The sequence below is a fragment of the Pseudomonas sp. MWU13-2105 genome (genome assembly GCF_023242315.1).
Taxonomy (GTDB): domain Bacteria; phylum Pseudomonadota; class Gammaproteobacteria; order Pseudomonadales; family Pseudomonadaceae; genus Aquipseudomonas.
In genome coordinates this window covers 54,040-70,251 of sequence record NZ_JALLIY010000024.1, presented here as the reverse complement: position 1 = coordinate 70,251, position 16,212 = coordinate 54,040, and the positions used below count along the sequence as shown (strand labels likewise).

General features: G+C 64.3%; 13 protein-coding genes. 8 read left to right on the top strand and 5 right to left on the bottom strand.

Translation table 11 applies throughout. From position 1 onward, the window contains the following. Window positions 1-120 precede the first annotated feature (120 nt). The 8 genes from prmA (at window position 121) to M5B96_RS28665 (ending at window position 10,520) form a co-directional block, all read left to right on the top strand. Window positions 121-999: a 50S ribosomal protein L11 methyltransferase gene (prmA, locus tag M5B96_RS28700; RefSeq protein WP_248800300.1), complete on the top strand. Its 879-nt coding sequence runs from the start codon at window positions 121-123 to the stop codon at window positions 997-999. Window positions 1,000-1,029: 30 nt separating this feature from the next. Next, window positions 1,030-2,322, top strand: coding sequence for a DUF3426 domain-containing protein (locus M5B96_RS28695; protein ID WP_248800299.1), 1,293 nt, complete (start codon window positions 1,030-1,032; stop codon window positions 2,320-2,322). Window positions 2,323-2,497: 175 nt separating this feature from the next. Next, window positions 2,498-3,511, top strand: a complete 1,014-nt coding sequence (dusB, locus tag M5B96_RS28690; RefSeq protein WP_248800298.1) for a tRNA dihydrouridine synthase DusB — start codon at window positions 2,498-2,500, stop codon at window positions 3,509-3,511. Continuing rightward, a complete protein-coding gene (gene fis / locus M5B96_RS28685) occupies window positions 3,508-3,828 on the top strand; it encodes a DNA-binding transcriptional regulator Fis (protein WP_003186237.1) in 321 nt (106 codons plus the stop codon). The genes dusB and fis overlap by 4 nt, the downstream gene beginning before the upstream one ends. 81 nt (window positions 3,829-3,909) lie before the next feature. Further along, a complete protein-coding gene (purH, locus tag M5B96_RS28680; RefSeq protein ID WP_248800297.1) occupies window positions 3,910-5,517 on the top strand; it encodes a bifunctional phosphoribosylaminoimidazolecarboxamide formyltransferase/IMP cyclohydrolase in 1,608 nt (535 codons plus the stop codon). Window positions 5,518-5,625: 108 nt separating this feature from the next. After that, window positions 5,626-6,921 (top strand): phosphoribosylamine--glycine ligase, encoded by a 1,296-nt coding sequence (gene purD, locus M5B96_RS28675; RefSeq protein ID WP_248800296.1) that lies wholly within the window; start codon window positions 5,626-5,628, stop codon window positions 6,919-6,921. A gap of 99 nt (window positions 6,922-7,020) precedes the next feature. Continuing rightward, complete coding sequence (locus M5B96_RS28670) at window positions 7,021-9,807, top strand: hybrid sensor histidine kinase/response regulator (protein WP_248800295.1); 2,787 nt, start codon at window positions 7,021-7,023, stop codon at window positions 9,805-9,807. 116 nt (window positions 9,808-9,923) lie between these two features. Continuing rightward, window positions 9,924-10,520 (top strand): MarC family protein, encoded by a 597-nt coding sequence (locus M5B96_RS28665; protein WP_248800294.1) that lies wholly within the window; start codon window positions 9,924-9,926, stop codon window positions 10,518-10,520. Between the two features lie 2 nt (window positions 10,521-10,522). On the opposite strand, the gene M5B96_RS28660 is transcribed toward M5B96_RS28665, so the two are convergent. The 5 genes from M5B96_RS28660 to cobG all read right to left on the bottom strand — a co-directional run bounded on the left by M5B96_RS28660 (window position 10,523) and on the right by cobG (window position 16,204). After that, the gene (locus tag M5B96_RS28660) at window positions 10,523-11,704 is read right to left on the bottom strand and encodes an ATP-binding protein (RefSeq protein ID WP_248800293.1); all 1,182 of its coding nucleotides are present in this window, start codon (window positions 11,702-11,704) and stop codon (window positions 10,523-10,525) included. 121 nt (window positions 11,705-11,825) lie between these two features. Beyond that, on the bottom strand, window positions 11,826-13,532 hold the full coding sequence (gene cobJ, locus M5B96_RS28655; RefSeq protein ID WP_248800292.1) for a precorrin-3B C(17)-methyltransferase: 1,707 nt from the start codon (window positions 13,530-13,532) through the stop codon (window positions 11,826-11,828). Beyond that, a complete protein-coding gene (locus M5B96_RS28650) occupies window positions 13,529-14,260 on the bottom strand; it encodes a precorrin-2 C(20)-methyltransferase (protein WP_248800342.1) in 732 nt (243 codons plus the stop codon). The genes cobJ and M5B96_RS28650 overlap by 4 nt, the downstream gene beginning before the upstream one ends. Continuing rightward, window positions 14,260-14,886, bottom strand: a complete 627-nt coding sequence (locus M5B96_RS28645) for a precorrin-8X methylmutase (RefSeq protein WP_248800291.1) — start codon at window positions 14,884-14,886, stop codon at window positions 14,260-14,262. Before M5B96_RS28645 ends, M5B96_RS28650 begins: the two co-directional genes overlap by 1 nt. Continuing rightward, the gene (gene cobG, locus M5B96_RS28640) at window positions 14,879-16,204 is read right to left on the bottom strand and encodes a precorrin-3B synthase (RefSeq protein ID WP_248800290.1); all 1,326 of its coding nucleotides are present in this window, start codon (window positions 16,202-16,204) and stop codon (window positions 14,879-14,881) included. The genes M5B96_RS28645 and cobG overlap by 8 nt, the downstream gene beginning before the upstream one ends. Window positions 16,205-16,212: the final 8 nt, after the last annotated feature.

Genomic DNA, 16,212 nt, shown 5'->3' with positions numbered 1-16,212 from the left:
GATTGCGCCAGGCTCAGGTTCGCTTTTTTGAATACCGCCCAAGGCGCTGCTCAAGTAGACTTGCGCGTTTCTCGCAGCCCCCAGCGGTTGCACACTCCATTTTTGCAAAGGTGCCCCGCCATGCCTTGGCTGCAAGTACGCCTGGCCATCAGCCCGGAACAAGCCGAAACCTACGAAGACGCCTTCCTCGAAGTCGGCGCCGTTTCGGTCACCTTCATGGATGCCGAAGATCAACCGATCTTCGAACCGGAACTCAACACCACCCCGCTGTGGTCCCACACCCACCTGCTGGCCCTGTTCGAAGGCGGCACCGAGGCGGCCAGCGTGCTCGCGCACCTGGAACTGCTGACCGGTGCGCCCCTGCCCGAGCACCACAGCGAAGTGATCGAGGACCAGGACTGGGAACGCAGTTGGATGGACAACTTCGAGCCGATGCGCTTCGGCCGCCGCTTGTGGATCGTCCCGAGCTGGCACGCCGCGCCGGAACCGGAAGCAGTCAACCTGCTGCTCGACCCGGGCCTGGCCTTCGGCACCGGCACCCACCCGACCACCGCGCTGTGCCTGGAATGGCTCGACGGCCAGGACCTCAAGGACTGCAGCGTCCTGGACTTCGGCTGCGGCTCGGGGATCCTGGCGATTGCCGCCCTGCTGCTGGGCGCCAAGGAAGCGGTCGGCACCGATATCGACGTCCAGGCCCTGGAAGCCTCCCGCGATAACGCCGGGCGTAACCATATCGCCGAGGCGCTGTTGCCCCTGTACCTGCCGCAAGACCTGCCCCAGGTCCAGGCCGACGTGCTGGTGGCCAATATCCTCGCCGGCCCGCTGGTGTCCCTGGCGCCGCAGCTGTCCACCCTGGTCAAGCCCGGCGGTCGCCTGGCACTCTCGGGGATCCTCGCCGAACAAGGCGCGGAAGTGGCCGCCGCTTATGCCCAGGACTTCGACCTCGACCCGATTGCCGATCGCGATGGCTGGGTGCGCATCAGTGGTCGTCGGCGCTAGAATGGGCGCCTGCATGAACCGGATCGCCGCATGACCGACAGCTTCGTCACCCAGTGCCCGCATTGCCAGACCAGTTTCCGCGTCAGTCACGCTCAATTGAGCGTGGCCCGTGGTGTGGTTCGCTGCGGCTCCTGCCTGCAGGTGTTCAACGCTGCGCGACAACTGCTTGAACAACGCGCGGCCAGGGAAGCGGCAAGCGCCGCCGCGGCAAAACCGCCAGCAGCGCCAACGCCTCCGCCGCCTCCGCCGCCAGAGCCGCCGGAACAACCACGAGCCATCAGCCAGCGGCAATGGACCGCCGAAGAGCTGGATCTGGACAACCTGGACCTGGACGAAGAACTGGCACGCCTGGAACAACGGGAAATCCAGCCGACCAAGGCCTTCGGCCAGGACCGTGGCGGCAAGGGCGAGTCCCTCAGCGCCCGCCGCGACGGCCCAGACACTGAAGAAGAGCAATGGCCTGGCAGCCTGTTCAGCGAGCCGCCGAACCAGCACATTGACACCGAGCACGCCGATGACGGCGAAACGGCCGCCGCCAAGGTCCCGGAAAAGAAAACCGAACAACCCAGGTCGGCGCGTACCGAGCCTTCGCTGTCCTTCGACCTCGCCAACCTGGACGACGAACCGCCCGTCCCCCGCCTGCAGCTCGAGCACGACGAACTGGAAGACGAAGCCTTCCACGCGGCCCCGGCGACCGAACACATGGACGAAGCGCCCGTCGAAGACGAACGCAGGAAATCCAAGCCCAAGCGTGAGCGCAACGAGCCCGGCCTGCACGACGACGTGCTGCTGGACCTGGTCGACGACCCGATCCAGCTCGACTGGCAACGCCGCCGCTCGCCCTGGGGCCGGCGCCTGCTCTGGCTGCTGCTAGTGCTACTGGCGGCCGGCGCCCTGCTCGGCCAATACGTCGGTTATCACTTCGACGAACTGGCGCGCCAGGATCAGTACCGCCCCTGGTTCCAGCAACTGTGCCCGGAAATAGGCTGCAAAGTGCCATCAAAAGTCGATATCGCCCGGATCAAGAGCAGCAATCTGGTGGTGCGCAGCCACCCGGACTTTGCCGGTGCCCTGGTGGTCGACGCGATCATCTACAACCGCGCGCCGTTCTCCCAGCCTTTCCCGCTGCTGGAGCTGCGCTTCGCCGACCTGAACGGCCATCTGATCGCCAGCCGCCGTTTCAAACCCGCCGAATACCTCAGTGGCGACCTCGCCGGCCAAGGCGAAATGCCACCGCAGACACCGATTCATATCGCCCTGGACATCCTCGACCCGGGGGCCAAGGCCGTGAACTACAGCTTGAGCTTCCACTCGCCCGAGTAGCTGGCGCCCATCGCCCGGCGGGACGGCAGTTTTCCGGCGGCAACCAAACCGCCAGCGATAAGCGAATAACTGCTCAGATTTTATCCAATTTTGCCTTTATCCAGTCATCGAGAGCGGGTATCATGCCAACCCTTTTTCGAACTCTCATGATCCGGCCCCACAACAGGGAAGTCCTATGTCGGCGGTACGCATCGGCCCATATACATTGCACAATGGCTTGATTCTCGCCCCCATGGCGGGCGTCACCGACCAGCCCTTTCGTCAGTTGTGCCGACGCCTGGGCGCGGGTCTTGTAGTCTCGGAAATGGTCACCAGCGACATGAGCTTGTGGAACAGCCGCAAATCGCGTCTGCGCATGATCCACGAAGGCGATCCCGAGCCCCGCTCGGTGCAGATCGCCGGTGGCGACGCACAGATGCTGGCGCAGGCGGCCCGGGCCAATGTCGAGCTGGGCGCACAGATTATCGATATCAACATGGGATGTCCGGCGAAGAAGGTCTGCAACAAGGCCGCCGGCTCGGCGTTACTGAAAGACGAAGCACTGGTGAGCGAGATCCTGCACGCTGTCGTGGCGGCGGTGGAGGTCCCGGTCACCCTGAAGATCCGCACCGGCTGGGACCGGGCGAACAAGAACGGCCTGACGGTGGCGAAGATTGCCGAACAGGCGGGCATCACGGCGCTGGCGGTGCACGGGCGAACCCGTGCCGACCTGTATACCGGTGAAGCCGAGTACGACACCATTGCCGCGATCAAGCAGGCGGTGTCGATCCCGGTCTTCGCCAACGGCGACATCGATTCGGCTGAGAAAGCCCGGCACGTGCTGCACGCGACCGGTGCCGACGGCCTGTTGATCGGCCGGGCCGCCCAGGGGCGGCCATGGATTTTTCGTGAGATCGAGCACTTTCTGCGTACCGGTGAAACCCTCCCGGCACCGGAACTGTTCGAGGTGGAACGTATTCTGCTAGAGCATCTGGCCGCGTTGCATGCCTTCTATGGGGAGGTGATGGGTGTGCGTATCGCCCGCAAGCACGTCGGCTGGTATCTCGCAACCTTGCCGGGCGCCAAGGAGTTTCGCGCCCACTTCAATCGTGTGGAAGATACGGAAGCACAATGCGCCAACGTTCGGGAGTTCTTTGCCGAGCGTTACAAGAGCCTGGTGACAGGGGAAGGAAGAGGGGTGGCCGCATGACGATGATGACCGAGACTTTAGTGAGTGGAACAACGCCCGTGAGCGACAACGTCAATTTGAAACAGCACCTCAACACGCCCAGCGAAGAAGGCCAGACCCTTCGCGGGAGTGTCGAGAAGGCGCTGCACAATTATTTCGCCCACCTTGAGGGCGCGGCCGTCACGGACGTGTACAACCTTGTGCTCTCGGAAGTCGAGGCGCCCTTGCTGGAAAGCGTGATGAACTACGTCAAGGGCAACCAGACCAAGGCCAGCGAGCTGCTCGGCCTGAACCGCGGCACCTTGCGCAAGAAACTCAAACAGTACGATTTGTTGTAAGCATTCAATCAAACCAGAAAGGCGCCCGCGTTAAAACGGTCGCCTTTTTTGCTGACTCCTTTGCTTTTGATGGAAATTGAGATGACCGACCAGACTACCCGCCTGCCGATCCGCCGCGCCTTGATCAGTGTTTCCGACAAGACCGGGATCCTCGAATTCGCCAAGGAGCTGGAAGCCCTGGGCGTGGAGATCCTCTCCACCGGCGGGACCTTCAAGCTGCTGCGGGACAACGGCGTGGCCGCGGTGGAAGTCGCGGACTACACCGGCTTCGCGGAAATGATGGATGGCCGGGTGAAGACCCTGCACCCGAAAATCCACGGCGGTATCCTCGGTCGTCGCGGCATCGACGACGCCATCATGAACGAACACGGCATCAAGCCGATCGACCTGGTGGCGGTCAACCTCTACCCGTTCGAAGCCACCATCAACAAGCCCGGCTGTGACCTGCCGACCGCCATCGAGAACATCGATATCGGCGGCCCGACCATGGTCCGCTCGGCGGCCAAGAACCACAAGGACGTGGCCATCGTGGTCAACGCCAGCGATTATGGCCAGGTCCTGGACAACCTCAAGGCCGGTGGCCTGACCTACGCCCAGCGCTTCGACCTGATGCTCAAGGCCTTCGAACACACCGCGGCCTATGACGGCATGATCGCCAACTACCTGGGCACCGTGAACCAGGCCGCCGAGACCCTGAGCACAGAAGGCCGTAGCGAATTTCCGCGGACCTTCAACAGCCAGTTCATCAAGGCCCAGGAAATGCGCTACGGCGAGAACCCGCACCAGAGCGCGGCGTTCTACGTGGAAGCCAAGCCCGCCGAAGTCGGCATCGCCACCGCCACCCAGCTGCAAGGCAAGGAACTCTCCTATAACAACGTGGCCGATACCGACGCCGCGCTGGAATGCGTGAAGAGCTTCGTCAAGCCGGCCTGCGTCATCGTCAAGCACGCCAACCCGTGCGGCGTGGCCGTGAGCCCGGACGCCGAAGGCGGTATCCGCCAGGCCTACGAACTGGCCTATGCCACCGACAGCGAATCGGCCTTCGGCGGCATCATCGCCTTCAACCGCGAACTGGATGCGGAAACCGCCAAGGCCATCGTCGAGCGTCAGTTCGTCGAAGTGATCATCGCCCCGTCGGTGAGCGAAGCGGCGCGTGCCGTTGTCGCCGCCAAAGCCAACGTGCGCCTGCTGGTCTGTGGTCAGTGGGACGCCAACCGTGCCCCGGCCTGGGACTACAAGCGTGTCAACGGTGGCCTGCTGGTGCAGAGCCGCGATATCGGCATGATCAGCAGCGACGACCTGAAGGTCGTGACCAAGCGCGCACCGACCGAGCAAGAGATCCACGACCTGATCTTCGCCTGGAAAGTCGCCAAGTACGTCAAGTCCAACGCCATCGTCTACGCCAAGAACCGCCAGACCATCGGTGTCGGCGCCGGCCAGATGAGCCGTGTCAACTCCGCTCGCATTGCTGCAATCAAGGCCGAGCATGCTGGCCTGCAGGTACAGGGTTCGGTCATGGCCTCGGATGCGTTCTTCCCGTTCCGCGACGGTCTCGACAATGCGGCCAAGGCCGGTATCACCGCGGTGATCCAGCCGGGCGGCTCGATGCGTGACAATGAAGTGATTGCTGCAGCGGATGAAGCGGGTATCGCCATGGTATTTACTGGCATGCGCCACTTCCGTCACTGATAACACAGCCCCTGTGGGGGTGGCTTGCTTCAGGCCGCTAAAAGCTTCGCGGGCAAGCTCCGCTCCCACAATGCTCTCTTAGAATTCAGCGTCATCGAGGTTTTTGAAATGAATGTCTTGATCATCGGCAGCGGTGGCCGTGAACACGCCCTGGCCTGGAAAGTGGCGCAGGACCCGCGTGTCGAGAAAGTCTTCGTGGCTCCGGGCAACGCCGGTACCGCCATCGAGGCCAAGTGCGAGAACGTCGCCATCGACGTCCTGGCCCTGGAGCAGCTCGCGGACTTTGCCGAGAAAAACGTTTCCCTGACCATCGTCGGTCCGGAAGTACCGTTGGTCGCCGGTGTCGTCGACCTGTTCCGTGCCCGTGGCCTGGACTGCTTCGGTCCGACCGCCGGCGCCGCCCAGCTCGAAGGCTCCAAGGCCTTCACCAAGGACTTCCTGGCCCGTCACAAGATCCCGACCGCCGACTACCAGAACTTCACCGAGATCGAGCCGGCCCTGGCCTATCTGCGGGAAAAAGGCGCCCCGATCGTGATCAAGGCCGACGGCCTGGCCGCCGGCAAGGGCGTGATCGTCGCCATGACCCTGGGCGAAGCCGAAGACGCCGTGCGTGACATGCTTGCCGGCAATGCCTTCGGTGAAGCCGGTTCGCGGGTGGTCATCGAGGAATTCCTCGACGGCGAAGAAGCCAGCTTTATCGTCATGGTCGACGGCAAGAACGTCCTGCCCATGGCCACCAGCCAGGACCACAAGCGCGTCGGCGACGGCGATAGCGGCCCGAACACCGGTGGCATGGGCGCCTACTCACCGGCACCGGTGGTCACCGCCGAGGTGCACCAGCGGGTCATGGACCAGGTGATCTGGCCCACCGTGCGCGGCATGGCCGCCGAAGGCAACGTCTACACCGGTTTCCTCTACGCGGGGCTGATGATCGACCAGGCCGGCAACCCGAAAGTCATCGAGTTCAACTGCCGCTTCGGCGACCCGGAAACCCAACCGGTGATGCTGCGCCTGCAATCGAGCCTGATCCTGCTGATCGAGGCCGCGCTGGCCCAGGCCCTGGACAAGATCGAAGCCCAATGGGACCCGCGTCCGAGCCTGGGCATCGTCCTGGCCGCCGGCGGCTACCCGGGCGACTACGCCAAGGGCGCGCTGATCAAGGGCCTGGATGCGGCCGCGAGCCTGGAAGGCAAAGTCTTTCACGCCGGTACCGCGCTGAAGGATGGCCAGGTCGTAACCTCCGGCGGGCGCGTACTCTGCGCCACAGCCCTGGGCAACAGTGTCGGCGCCGCACAGCAGCAAGCTTACAAGCTCGCGGCTAAGATTGATTGGGACGGCTGCTTCTACCGTAGCGATATCGGCTATCGTGCAATTGCACGCGAACGCGCAGACTCAAAGGAATAAACTATCCGAAGGGATAGGCAAGGGCCTTCAGCCCTTGCCGAACTATTCCAGCCCTGCGCATAGTTATCACCAGGCATCAACCTACGAAGGGATTTCGCCGTGCGCTGGCTCAGGATCGCCATAGGTTTTACTGTCAGCTTGCTGACCCTGCTCTGCCTTGCTCCGGCCCAGGCCTCGCAAGGCATTGGCTGGGCGTCATTGTTTGACGATCAGGCCGACCTGCAATTGAGCGATATCCGCTCTTCGCGCTACACCAACCAATTCAGTCCGGTCGAGCTTGAACGCCTGACCGCCGCCCAGCCCGAAGGCGCCTTGTGGCTGCGTTTTCGCCTGCAACCGGGTAGCCACGAACAAGTCCTGCGGGTGTTCGCCCCCGACCTGGCCCGTCTCGACCTCTATACCCTCGACGGCGACAGCCTGATCGCCCAGGTGCGCACCGGCAACGACCTGCCCCAGGCCGAACGGCCACTGCCCAGCAGCGATTTCATGCTGCCGCTGGTACAAAGCAACCGACCGCTGGATATCTACCTCAGGCTGGTATCCAAGCACGAGCTGCGCCCGCACATCACCCTCGAACCGGCCATCAGCGTCGCCGCCGACCAGAGCCAGTCACTGCTCTATGGCCTGCTGTTCGGCTGCCTGACGATGCTGATCCTGCACAACCTGATCCGCTTCGCCTACACCCGCTCGCGCAGCAGCCTGTGGCTGGCGGCCTGCGAGAGCTTCCTGCTGCTCAGCGCGCTGTTCCTGCTGAACCTGGTCGGCCCCTGGCTGCCCGACTGGCATGGCGCGCAGACGCCCGCCTCCTACGTGGCGCTGCTGCTGACCGCCCCCTGCGGATTGATGTTCACCTACTCGTTCTTTTCCCAGTTGGGCCCGCATCCACTGAACAAGCTGCTGCTGGGCGACATCCTGGTCATCAGCCTCGGCGGCCTGTTGCTGTTGTTCGTCGACACCCTGCCGCTGAACATCATGACCTATGGCCTGGTGGGCCTGGCGAGCCTGAGCATCCTGCTGGTCTCCGCCTATCACTGGCAGAGGGGCTACCGCCCGGCGCGGCTGTTCGTGGTGGCCATGGTGGTCTTCAACATCGGCACGCTGGTGATCCTGCCCGCGCTGCTGGGGCTGACCCTCGTGGCGCCGCAAGGCCTGATCGTCGCATTGCTGGTATTTATCTGCATCAGCGGCCTGTTGATGAGCGTGGCCCTCGGCGAGCGCCGGCGCAGCATCACCGAAGACCAGTTCAGCCTCAGCCGCGACCTGGCGGCGAGCAACGCGGAGATCGCCGCCAAGGCCGAGTTCCTGGCGAAGATCAGCCACGAGATCCGCACGCCGATGAACGGCGTGCTGGGCATGACCGAACTGCTCCTGGGCACGCCGTTGTCGGTCAAGCAACGCGACTATGTACAGACCATCCACAGCGCCGGTAACGAGTTGCTGACCCTGATCAACGAGATCCTCGATATCTCCAAGCTGGAGTCCGGGCAGATCGAGCTGGATGACGTGCAGTTCGACCTCAACGCCCTGATCGATGACTGCCTGAGTATTTTCCGCGCCCGGGCCGAGCAGCAGAATGTCGAGCTGATCAGCTTTATCCAGCCCCAGGTCCCACGGGTGATCAGCGGTGACCCGACGCGCTTGCGCCAGACCCTGCTGAGCCTGCTGGAACACGCCCTGAAGAAAACCGACGAGGGCGAGATCCTGATTGTCGTCGCCCTCGACGAGCGCAGCGGCCAGCCGCGCCTGCGCATCGCGGTGCAGGACAGCGGCGTGCCGATGGGCGACGAAGAACGCGACGCCCTGCTCCACGCCGAACTGCAGAGCAAGAACTTCCTCGCCGCGACCCGCCTGGGCGGCAACCTCGGGCTGGTGATCGCCCGCCAGTTGGTGCAACTGATGCAAGGCGAGTTCGGCATCAAGAGCGGCACCCATCAGGGCAGCACCCTGTGGCTGACCTTGCCGCTGGACCCGTTGCACCTGGAGAACCCGACCTCCGACCTCGACGGTCCGCTGCGCGGCGCACGGGTGCTGGTGGTCGACGACAACGACACCTGCCGCAAGGTGCTGGTGCAGCAATGCAGCGCCTGGGGCCTGAACGTCAGTGCCGTGCCGTCGGGCAAGGAAGCCCTGGCACTGCTGCGGACCAAGGCCCACCTGCGCGACTACTTCGACGCGGTGCTGCTGGACCAGAACATGCCCGGCATGACCGGCATGCAACTGGCGGCGAAGATCAAGGAAGACCCGAGCCTGAACCACGACATCCTGCTGATCATGCTCACCGGCATCAGCAACGCGCCGAGCAAGATCATCGCGCGCAATGCCGGGGTCAAGCGCATCCTCGCCAAGCCGGTGGCCGGCTACACCCTCAAGACCACCCTGGCCGACGAACTGGCCCAGCGCGACAAGCGGCCGGGCCAGGGTCCGACACCTACGCCCACGGCGAGTCCCGAGGTGGTGGAGCCGATCACCGTACCGAGTGACTTCCGCATCCTGGTGGCCGAAGACAACAGCATCTCCACCAAAGTGATTCGCGGCATGCTCGGCAAGCTCAACCTCAAGCCCGACACCGCCAGCAATGGCGAAGAGGCCCTGCGGGCGATGAAGGCCCAGCGCTACGATCTGGTGCTGATGGACTGCGAGATGCCGATTCTCGACGGTTTTTCCGCCACCCAGCAATTGCGCGCCTGGGAAGTCGGCAACCAGCGCGTACGCACCCCGGTAGTAGCGCTAACCGCGCACATTCTCACCGAACACAAGGAACGCGCGCGACAGGCCGGAATGGATGGGCATATGGCCAAGCCGGTAGAACTCTCGCAATTGCGCGAACTGGTGGAGCACTGGGTAGCCGAGCGCGCCCAGCAGCAGGCCCAGGTCCCGACGCCTTGATGGCAGGGCCAAACCCCGCCCCCTGAAAATCATCCCGGCCCGTTCCCGGACAGAGCCGACAGCGTGGGCAACGCCTGATAGACTGCCGTCGCCCTCCTCCGTCACGAGCCCACACCATGCTCCACGTGTTATTCAGCGTTTACCTGAAGATGCTGGTGCTCTACAGCCCATTCTTCGTCCTGTCCTGCTTTATCAGCCTGACCCGTGGTTACTCCAGCAAGGAGCGGCGACGCCTGGCCTGGAAGGTCGCATTGGCGACGCTGGTGTCCAGCGTGCTGCTGTATCTGTTCGGACGGGTGATCTTCAGCGTGTTCGGCATCACCGTGGATGCCTTCCGCATCGGCGCGGGCAGCGTGCTGTTTATTTCGGCGCTGGGCATGGCCCAGGGTAAATCGGCGGTGCAGACCGACAATGTGCAGCAGGACGTGACCATCGTCCCGCTGACCATCCCCCTGACCGTCGGCCCCGGCACCATCGGGGCCCTGCTGGTCATGGGGGTCAGCCAGCCGCACTGGGACGACAAGCTCTTTGCCATTATCAGTATCGCCCTGGCGAGCCTGACCGTCGGAGTGGTGCTGTACCTGTCCAACCGGATCGAACGCATCCTCGGCGACCAGGGCTTGCAGATCGTCAGTCGCCTGATGGGGCTGTTCGTCTGCGCCCTGGCGGCGCAGATTATCTTTACCGGGGTACGCGGGTATCTGCTGCCTTGAGCTCAGGACTCATTGCGACCGCTCTTGAGTCCCTGGAGCAACCCCTCGTCCTCCAGCGCGGCGACGACGCTTTGCTCCTCGACCGCGTAGACCCCACGTGCCGCCCGCCATACCAGCTTCTTGTCCTGCAATGCCACGAGCGCCTGTTGCACCCCCGGGATATCGGCTTTCGCCACATCGGCAGCAATGCCGGCAGCCCGCAGCGCTACAGCGTAAAGCAGCATGGTCTGGCTCTCGAAAGGGGCGTAGGCCGCTCCCGCAGCGGCCATCACTCGCAACACCGCGGATTGAATAGGGGTGAGGCTGTGCACTACACGCATCAACTCCTGGTTCATGTCCCGCGCTTGAATGAGTACTTCCTCGGCAAAGCGCGCAGGCCCATTCTCATCGGTCAGGTCGAACTCGTACTGTAAAACTCCCGCCGCCGCCGCGAGCACCTCGGGACGGCTTGAGGCCTGCCTGAACAACTCGAGTACCGACTTGGGCTCCAGAGAGAAGGGCAAAGCCACATTGGCACAGAACCACTCAATGTAATCGGCGCCCAATGGCGGGAACTTGATCAGCGGCGCGCCGAAGAATGCCTGGTCCTTGCTGTTGCGCAGCATCGCCAACTTGTCACTGTTGGACCCGGTACAGACCACACGCAAACCAAAGTGCCGACTGCTGTTGAGCTCGTCGCGGGCGGCCTTGAGGGCAAACATCGTCGCCACTCCCGCCTCGGTGGTGATCGCGTGCTGGGCTTCATCGATGATCAGCACAATCATCTTGCGCGTCTCATCCGAGAGTGCAGCCAATGCGGCGCTCAAGGAAATATCCTTGCCCAGGCCGATACGATCAAGATCGAACGACAGCCCGCCAACCTTGAGCTTGTCCATTCCGGCGCCCTTGGCCAGGCGCTGGATAACCCCTTCGTTTTTTGCCAGTTCGCTACGAATGGCACTCAGGATAACGCTCCCCGGATCGGCCGACATGTTTTCCCAGAGGTCGGCGTACACCACCAGGGTCCCAGCCGCCTCAAGCGCCGGGCGCAAGTCTTCACGCATGAAGGTGGACTTGCCGGTTCGACGCGGTGCCGCGAAAAACAGACCGGAGCTGGCAGCACTGCCGATAGCCGTGCTCAGGATATTTTTGGTGTACGCCTGGGCCTGGCTTGCACGATGGAAAAACGCTTGCTGGGAGGACATGGCAGGCTTCTTTATAGTCAATTATAGTTAATTATAGATGATTATAGAGAAGCCGTTTCATAGCCAATTACATACGATTATAGAGAATTATAGATACCGCTCTTTCTGAGGCCGCAGCCTCTCAAGACCGGGGCTTTTCACCGTACCAGCGCGGGGTGTAGACCCACTCGCCGCCCTCGGCGCGGGGGAAGGTGCAGGTGGTGGACGAGCCGATGATAACCATCGTGCGCATGTCCACCTGGTCCGGCGTCAGCTCACCCAGGCTGGTCACCCGCAAGGTCTGTCCCGGCCGGCCGATATCCCGTCCCAGCACCACCGGCGTCTGTACCGTGCGATGCGCGGCGACAATCTCCAGGGCCCGGCCCAACTGCCAGGGGCGTGAACGCGAGATCGGGTTGTAGAAGGCCAGGGCCAGGTCGGCCTGGGCCGCCAGGTCGAGGCGTTTCTCGATGATGCTCCAGGGCTTGAGGTTGTCCGACAGCGACATCACACAGAAGTCATGCCCCAACGGCGCACCGGCCTGGGCCGCCGTCGCCAGCGAGGCGGAGACTCCCGGCAGGATTTCCAGGTCGACGCTGTGCCAGCTCGGGTCAGTCGATTCGTGCAGGGCTTCGAGCACCGCCGCCGCCATGGCGAATACCCCCGGATCGCCGGACGACACCACCACCACCGAGCGTCCCGCGGCCGCCAGTTCAAAGGCGTGCCGGGCACGCTGCATCTCTTCGCGGTTGTCGGTGCAATGCAGCACCTGATCGGCGCGGAACGGGCCGGCCATGCGCACATAGGTTTCATAACCCAGCACATCGTTGGCTTTCGCCAACTCGGCCTTCACCGCCGGCACCATCAATTCGGCGGCACCGGGGCCGAGGCCGATCACCGCCAGGCGACCGCGTGGACGACCGATGCGCTCCGGTTCCAACGGTTGACTGGCGACCGCGATCGCCAGGCCTTCGCCGACCGAGATCGGCGGCAGCAACTGCGGTATCGCCTGTTGCGCCATGTCCGCGACAGAACCGCTCGCGGCACTGAAACGCAACGGCACGCCCAACTCGACAGCTGCTTCGCGCAGCGCGGGACTGGCCATCTCGCTGTCCGCCGCCAACAGGCAGGCCAGCGACTGGCGGGCGATACCCGCAGCGTGCAAGGCTTCGCGCACCGCACTGGCCAGCTCCGGCACATGTGCCGTGACCGCCACCAGCACGCTGCGTGGATAAATCAGCAACTCATTGGCCACCGGCGCACGCTCGGCACTGCCGATATGAATCGACAGGCGCGCCTGGCGATCTTCCGGCAAGTGCGCCTGTGCCAGCCAGGGCGCCGCGCCTTCGATACGCACGCTTTCGCCGGCCAGCAGGTCGGAGACAAAACGCTTGCCCAGCTCCAGGTCGCCCAAGGCGTAACCGCTCGGCGGGTTCAGCAGGCAAGTGCCGAAACGCAGCTCGCCGCTGGTGGTGATGGCCGCCGCGACACCGAGGCCGGCGGCCATTTCCCGGGCCATGACATTCACCCCACCCAACCCGCCCAACAGCGGCACCACGGCGCTGCCGTCCTCGGCCACCGCCAGTACCGGCGGCTCGGCACCTTTCTCCAGCAGCACCGGGGCCAGCGTGCGAATTACGATACCGGCGGCGCACAGGGCAATGATCGGCGTGTCCTGCTGATAAAGCTGGCGCAGCGTCGCGCCAAACTCGTGATACAGCCGATCCGCGCCGTCGACCCGTTCCGCCAACCCGTAGACCAGCGCATCCGGATAAATCCGTTGCAGCCGGCGGGCCGTTGCCAGGCTGCCATTGCCGAGGATGACAATGGCCGGTTGCGCGCGGCTCATCCCTGCCACCGTTCGCCAGGCACGATGATCAGCGAGAAGTACGGCGAGGACATCGGCTCGACCTGATCGAGCGGGACGATCTTCTGGTTGGCCATGGTCGCGCGCTCCACATACAGGGCGCGCTCGGCCAGACCCAACTCTTCCAGCACCTGGCGAACCTTGGGGAAGTTGCGCCCCAGTTTCATGATCACCGCTGCGTCGGCATCGGCCAGGCGGCGCTTGAGTTCGTCATGCGGCAGCACGCCGGACAACACCGACAGGCTCTGGTTGCGGTACACCAGCGGCACACCGAGCACCGAGGCGCCGCCAAGCATCGAGCACACCCCGGGAATCACCTCGGTCTCATAACGCTCGGCCAGGCGGTCGTGCAGGTACATGTAGGAGCCGTAGAAGAACGGGTCGCCTTCGCAGATCACCGCCACGTCGCGACCGGCATCCAGGTGCGCGGCCACTTCCAGGCTGGCCTCGTCATAGAAGTCGCTGATCACCTGTTCATAGGACAAGGGCGCCGGCAGCGCCTCGGTGGTCACCGGATAAACCAGCGGCAACAGGCCCTGGGCGTCCTGCAAGTGCGCCTCGATAATGCCGAATGCGTTGCCTTTCTTGCCCTTGGCGACGAAGTACGCCACCACCGGCGACTCGCGCAACAGGCGCAAGGCCTTCACCGTAATCAGTTCCGGGTCACCGGGGCCCACGCCGAGGCCGATCAGACGTCCAGGCTGCTGCATCATTCAATCTCCGTAGCGAGGGCATTCACTGCCGCGGCGGCCATGGCGCTGCCACCGAGCCGGCCTTGCATGATCACGAACGGCACGCCACGGCTGTCGGCCGCGAGCATCGCCTTGGATTCGGCGGCGCCGACAAAGCCCACCGGAAAACCGAGGATCAACGCCGGTTTCGGCGCGCCGGCATCGAGCATTTCCAACAGGTAGAACAGCGCCGTCGGCGCGTTGCCGATCACCACCACGCTGCCTTCCAGATGCGGCCGCCACAGTTCCAGCGCCGCCGCCGAACGGGTATTGCCCAGCGCTTGCGCCAACTCCGGCACGCGCTCGTCGCGCAGGGTGCAAATCACCGGGTTGTTGGCCGGCAGGCGCGCACGGGTCACGCCTTCGCTGACCATCCGCGCATCGCAGAGAATCGCCGCGCCGGCCGCCAGGGCCGCGCGCCCGGCCTTGCCGGCCCCCGGGGAAAATTGCAGGCCGTCGATGGCGTCGACCATGCCGCAGGCGTGGATCACCCGTACGGCGAGCTTTTCCAGGTCCGCGGGAATCCGTGCCAGGTTGGCTTCCGCGCGAATGATCGCGAAGGAGTTGCGATAGATCTCCTGACCGTCGCGGATGTAATCAATCATCGGTGTTGCTCCGTGAGCGGGCTGCCAGCAGGGCGCCCGCCGCATCAATAGTAAGGTGGCGGGCGTGCAGCCGGCCGAAACCCGGGTGCGCGGCATCGCGGAAATAGAGGTCGTAATGGCCGGGGGCAACCGCCAGCAAGGTGGCCGGTGCCACATGGGCCGCCGCGCAGGAACGCGCGCAGCCGGACAGGTGCACACCCTGGGGCTGGTCTTGCAGCTGCAGCGCCAGGGTCCGGGCATCGGCCTTGGTCTCAGCCAGGCCCTTGCCGCAACCGGCCGAACCGGTGCAGGCGATCAGTTGCGCCAGGGCGTCAGCGGCGTCGCATAACAAACCGAGGTGTTGCAGCTGCGTGGTAACGGCAGCCGCATCTTCGACCCGGATATTGGGTAGCAACAGGCTCTGCCAGGGCGTCAGGCGCAGGCTGGCATCGCCGAATTCACTGGCCAGCCGGGCCACGCCGTCGAGCATCGCCGCGTCGAGCCGGCCCAGCGGCGCCACCGCGCCAATGCAAACACGCCCTGGCTGGCGCTGTGGATAAGTACCGATATGCAGCAGCCCGGGAGCAGCGGATCGATGCCAGGCCGGGACCGCAACCGGCTCAAAACCGAGGCGTCGGGTCAATTGAGCGAGGAATTCAGCGGGCGCGACTTCAGCCAGCAGATGGCGCATGCGCGTCTGCTCGGGGCGGGCCAGCTCGAGAAACAGTTCCAGTACCGCCACCACCAGCGCGTGCCCCGCCGCCAGCGGCACGGCGGCCAGCGGCAGGTCGTGGGCCGGACAGCCGGCCAGGCCGAACGCCAGGTATGGCTGATCGTCCAGCCGCAGCGCCGACAACCACAGGTCGTGGGGATGCTCCAACATCGCCAGGGCTTCGCCGCCGTCCAGTTGCAGCGCGAACTTGGCCGACAGTTCATGCAAGCGCGGATGAGTCTGCAAGGTCGCCAGGATCTGTTCAGCCAGGGGCCGGGTGTCGATCAACAACTGACGGTCGATACCCGCGCTCGGGCTGAGCATCAGGTTGCGCACATCGTCGCCCGCCGGCGTGGTCGGCCCGAGACCTGCGTCCAACAGTGCGTCGATCAGCGCCGCCTGTTGGTCACCGATACCGCGAATCTGCAGGTTGGCCCGGTTGGTCGCCTCGATCACCCCACCGGCATAGCGTTCAGCCGCCCGGGCCACGGCCTGGGCCTGGGCGCTGCCGATCGCCCCGCCGGCCAGCTTGATCCGGCAGATACCACCATCCAGCGCCGGGACGATACGCAGCAATCCCGGGCAGGCCGAGGGACGAATAGCAGTGGCGGGCGGACGTTGGTTCAAGGGGCGAC

What these genes read in the sequence shown, in the direction of transcription:
- purD (WP_248800296.1), top strand. Translation starts at nt 5,626, where the DNA reads ATGAATGTCTTGATCATCGGCAGCGGTGGCCGTGAACACGCCCTGGCC.
- M5B96_RS28650 (WP_248800342.1), bottom strand. Translation starts at nt 14,260, where the DNA reads ATGCAGCAGCCTGGACGTCTGATCGGCCTCGGCGTGGGCCCCGGTGAC.
- prmA (WP_248800300.1), top strand. Translation starts at nt 121, where the DNA reads ATGCCTTGGCTGCAAGTACGCCTGGCCATCAGCCCGGAACAAGCCGAA.
- cobJ (WP_248800292.1), bottom strand. Translation starts at nt 13,532, where the DNA reads ATGAGCCGCGCGCAACCGGCCATTGTCATCCTCGGCAATGGCAGCCTG.
- purH (WP_248800297.1), top strand. Translation starts at nt 3,910, where the DNA reads ATGACCGACCAGACTACCCGCCTGCCGATCCGCCGCGCCTTGATCAGT.
- M5B96_RS28695 (WP_248800299.1), top strand. Translation starts at nt 1,030, where the DNA reads ATGACCGACAGCTTCGTCACCCAGTGCCCGCATTGCCAGACCAGTTTC.
- M5B96_RS28665 (WP_248800294.1), top strand. Translation starts at nt 9,924, where the DNA reads ATGCTCCACGTGTTATTCAGCGTTTACCTGAAGATGCTGGTGCTCTAC.
- dusB (WP_248800298.1), top strand. Translation starts at nt 2,498, where the DNA reads ATGTCGGCGGTACGCATCGGCCCATATACATTGCACAATGGCTTGATT.
- fis (WP_003186237.1), top strand. Translation starts at nt 3,508, where the DNA reads ATGACGATGATGACCGAGACTTTAGTGAGTGGAACAACGCCCGTGAGC.
- M5B96_RS28660 (WP_248800293.1), bottom strand. Translation starts at nt 11,704, where the DNA reads ATGTCCTCCCAGCAAGCGTTTTTCCATCGTGCAAGCCAGGCCCAGGCG.
- M5B96_RS28645 (WP_248800291.1), bottom strand. Translation starts at nt 14,886, where the DNA reads ATGATTGATTACATCCGCGACGGTCAGGAGATCTATCGCAACTCCTTC.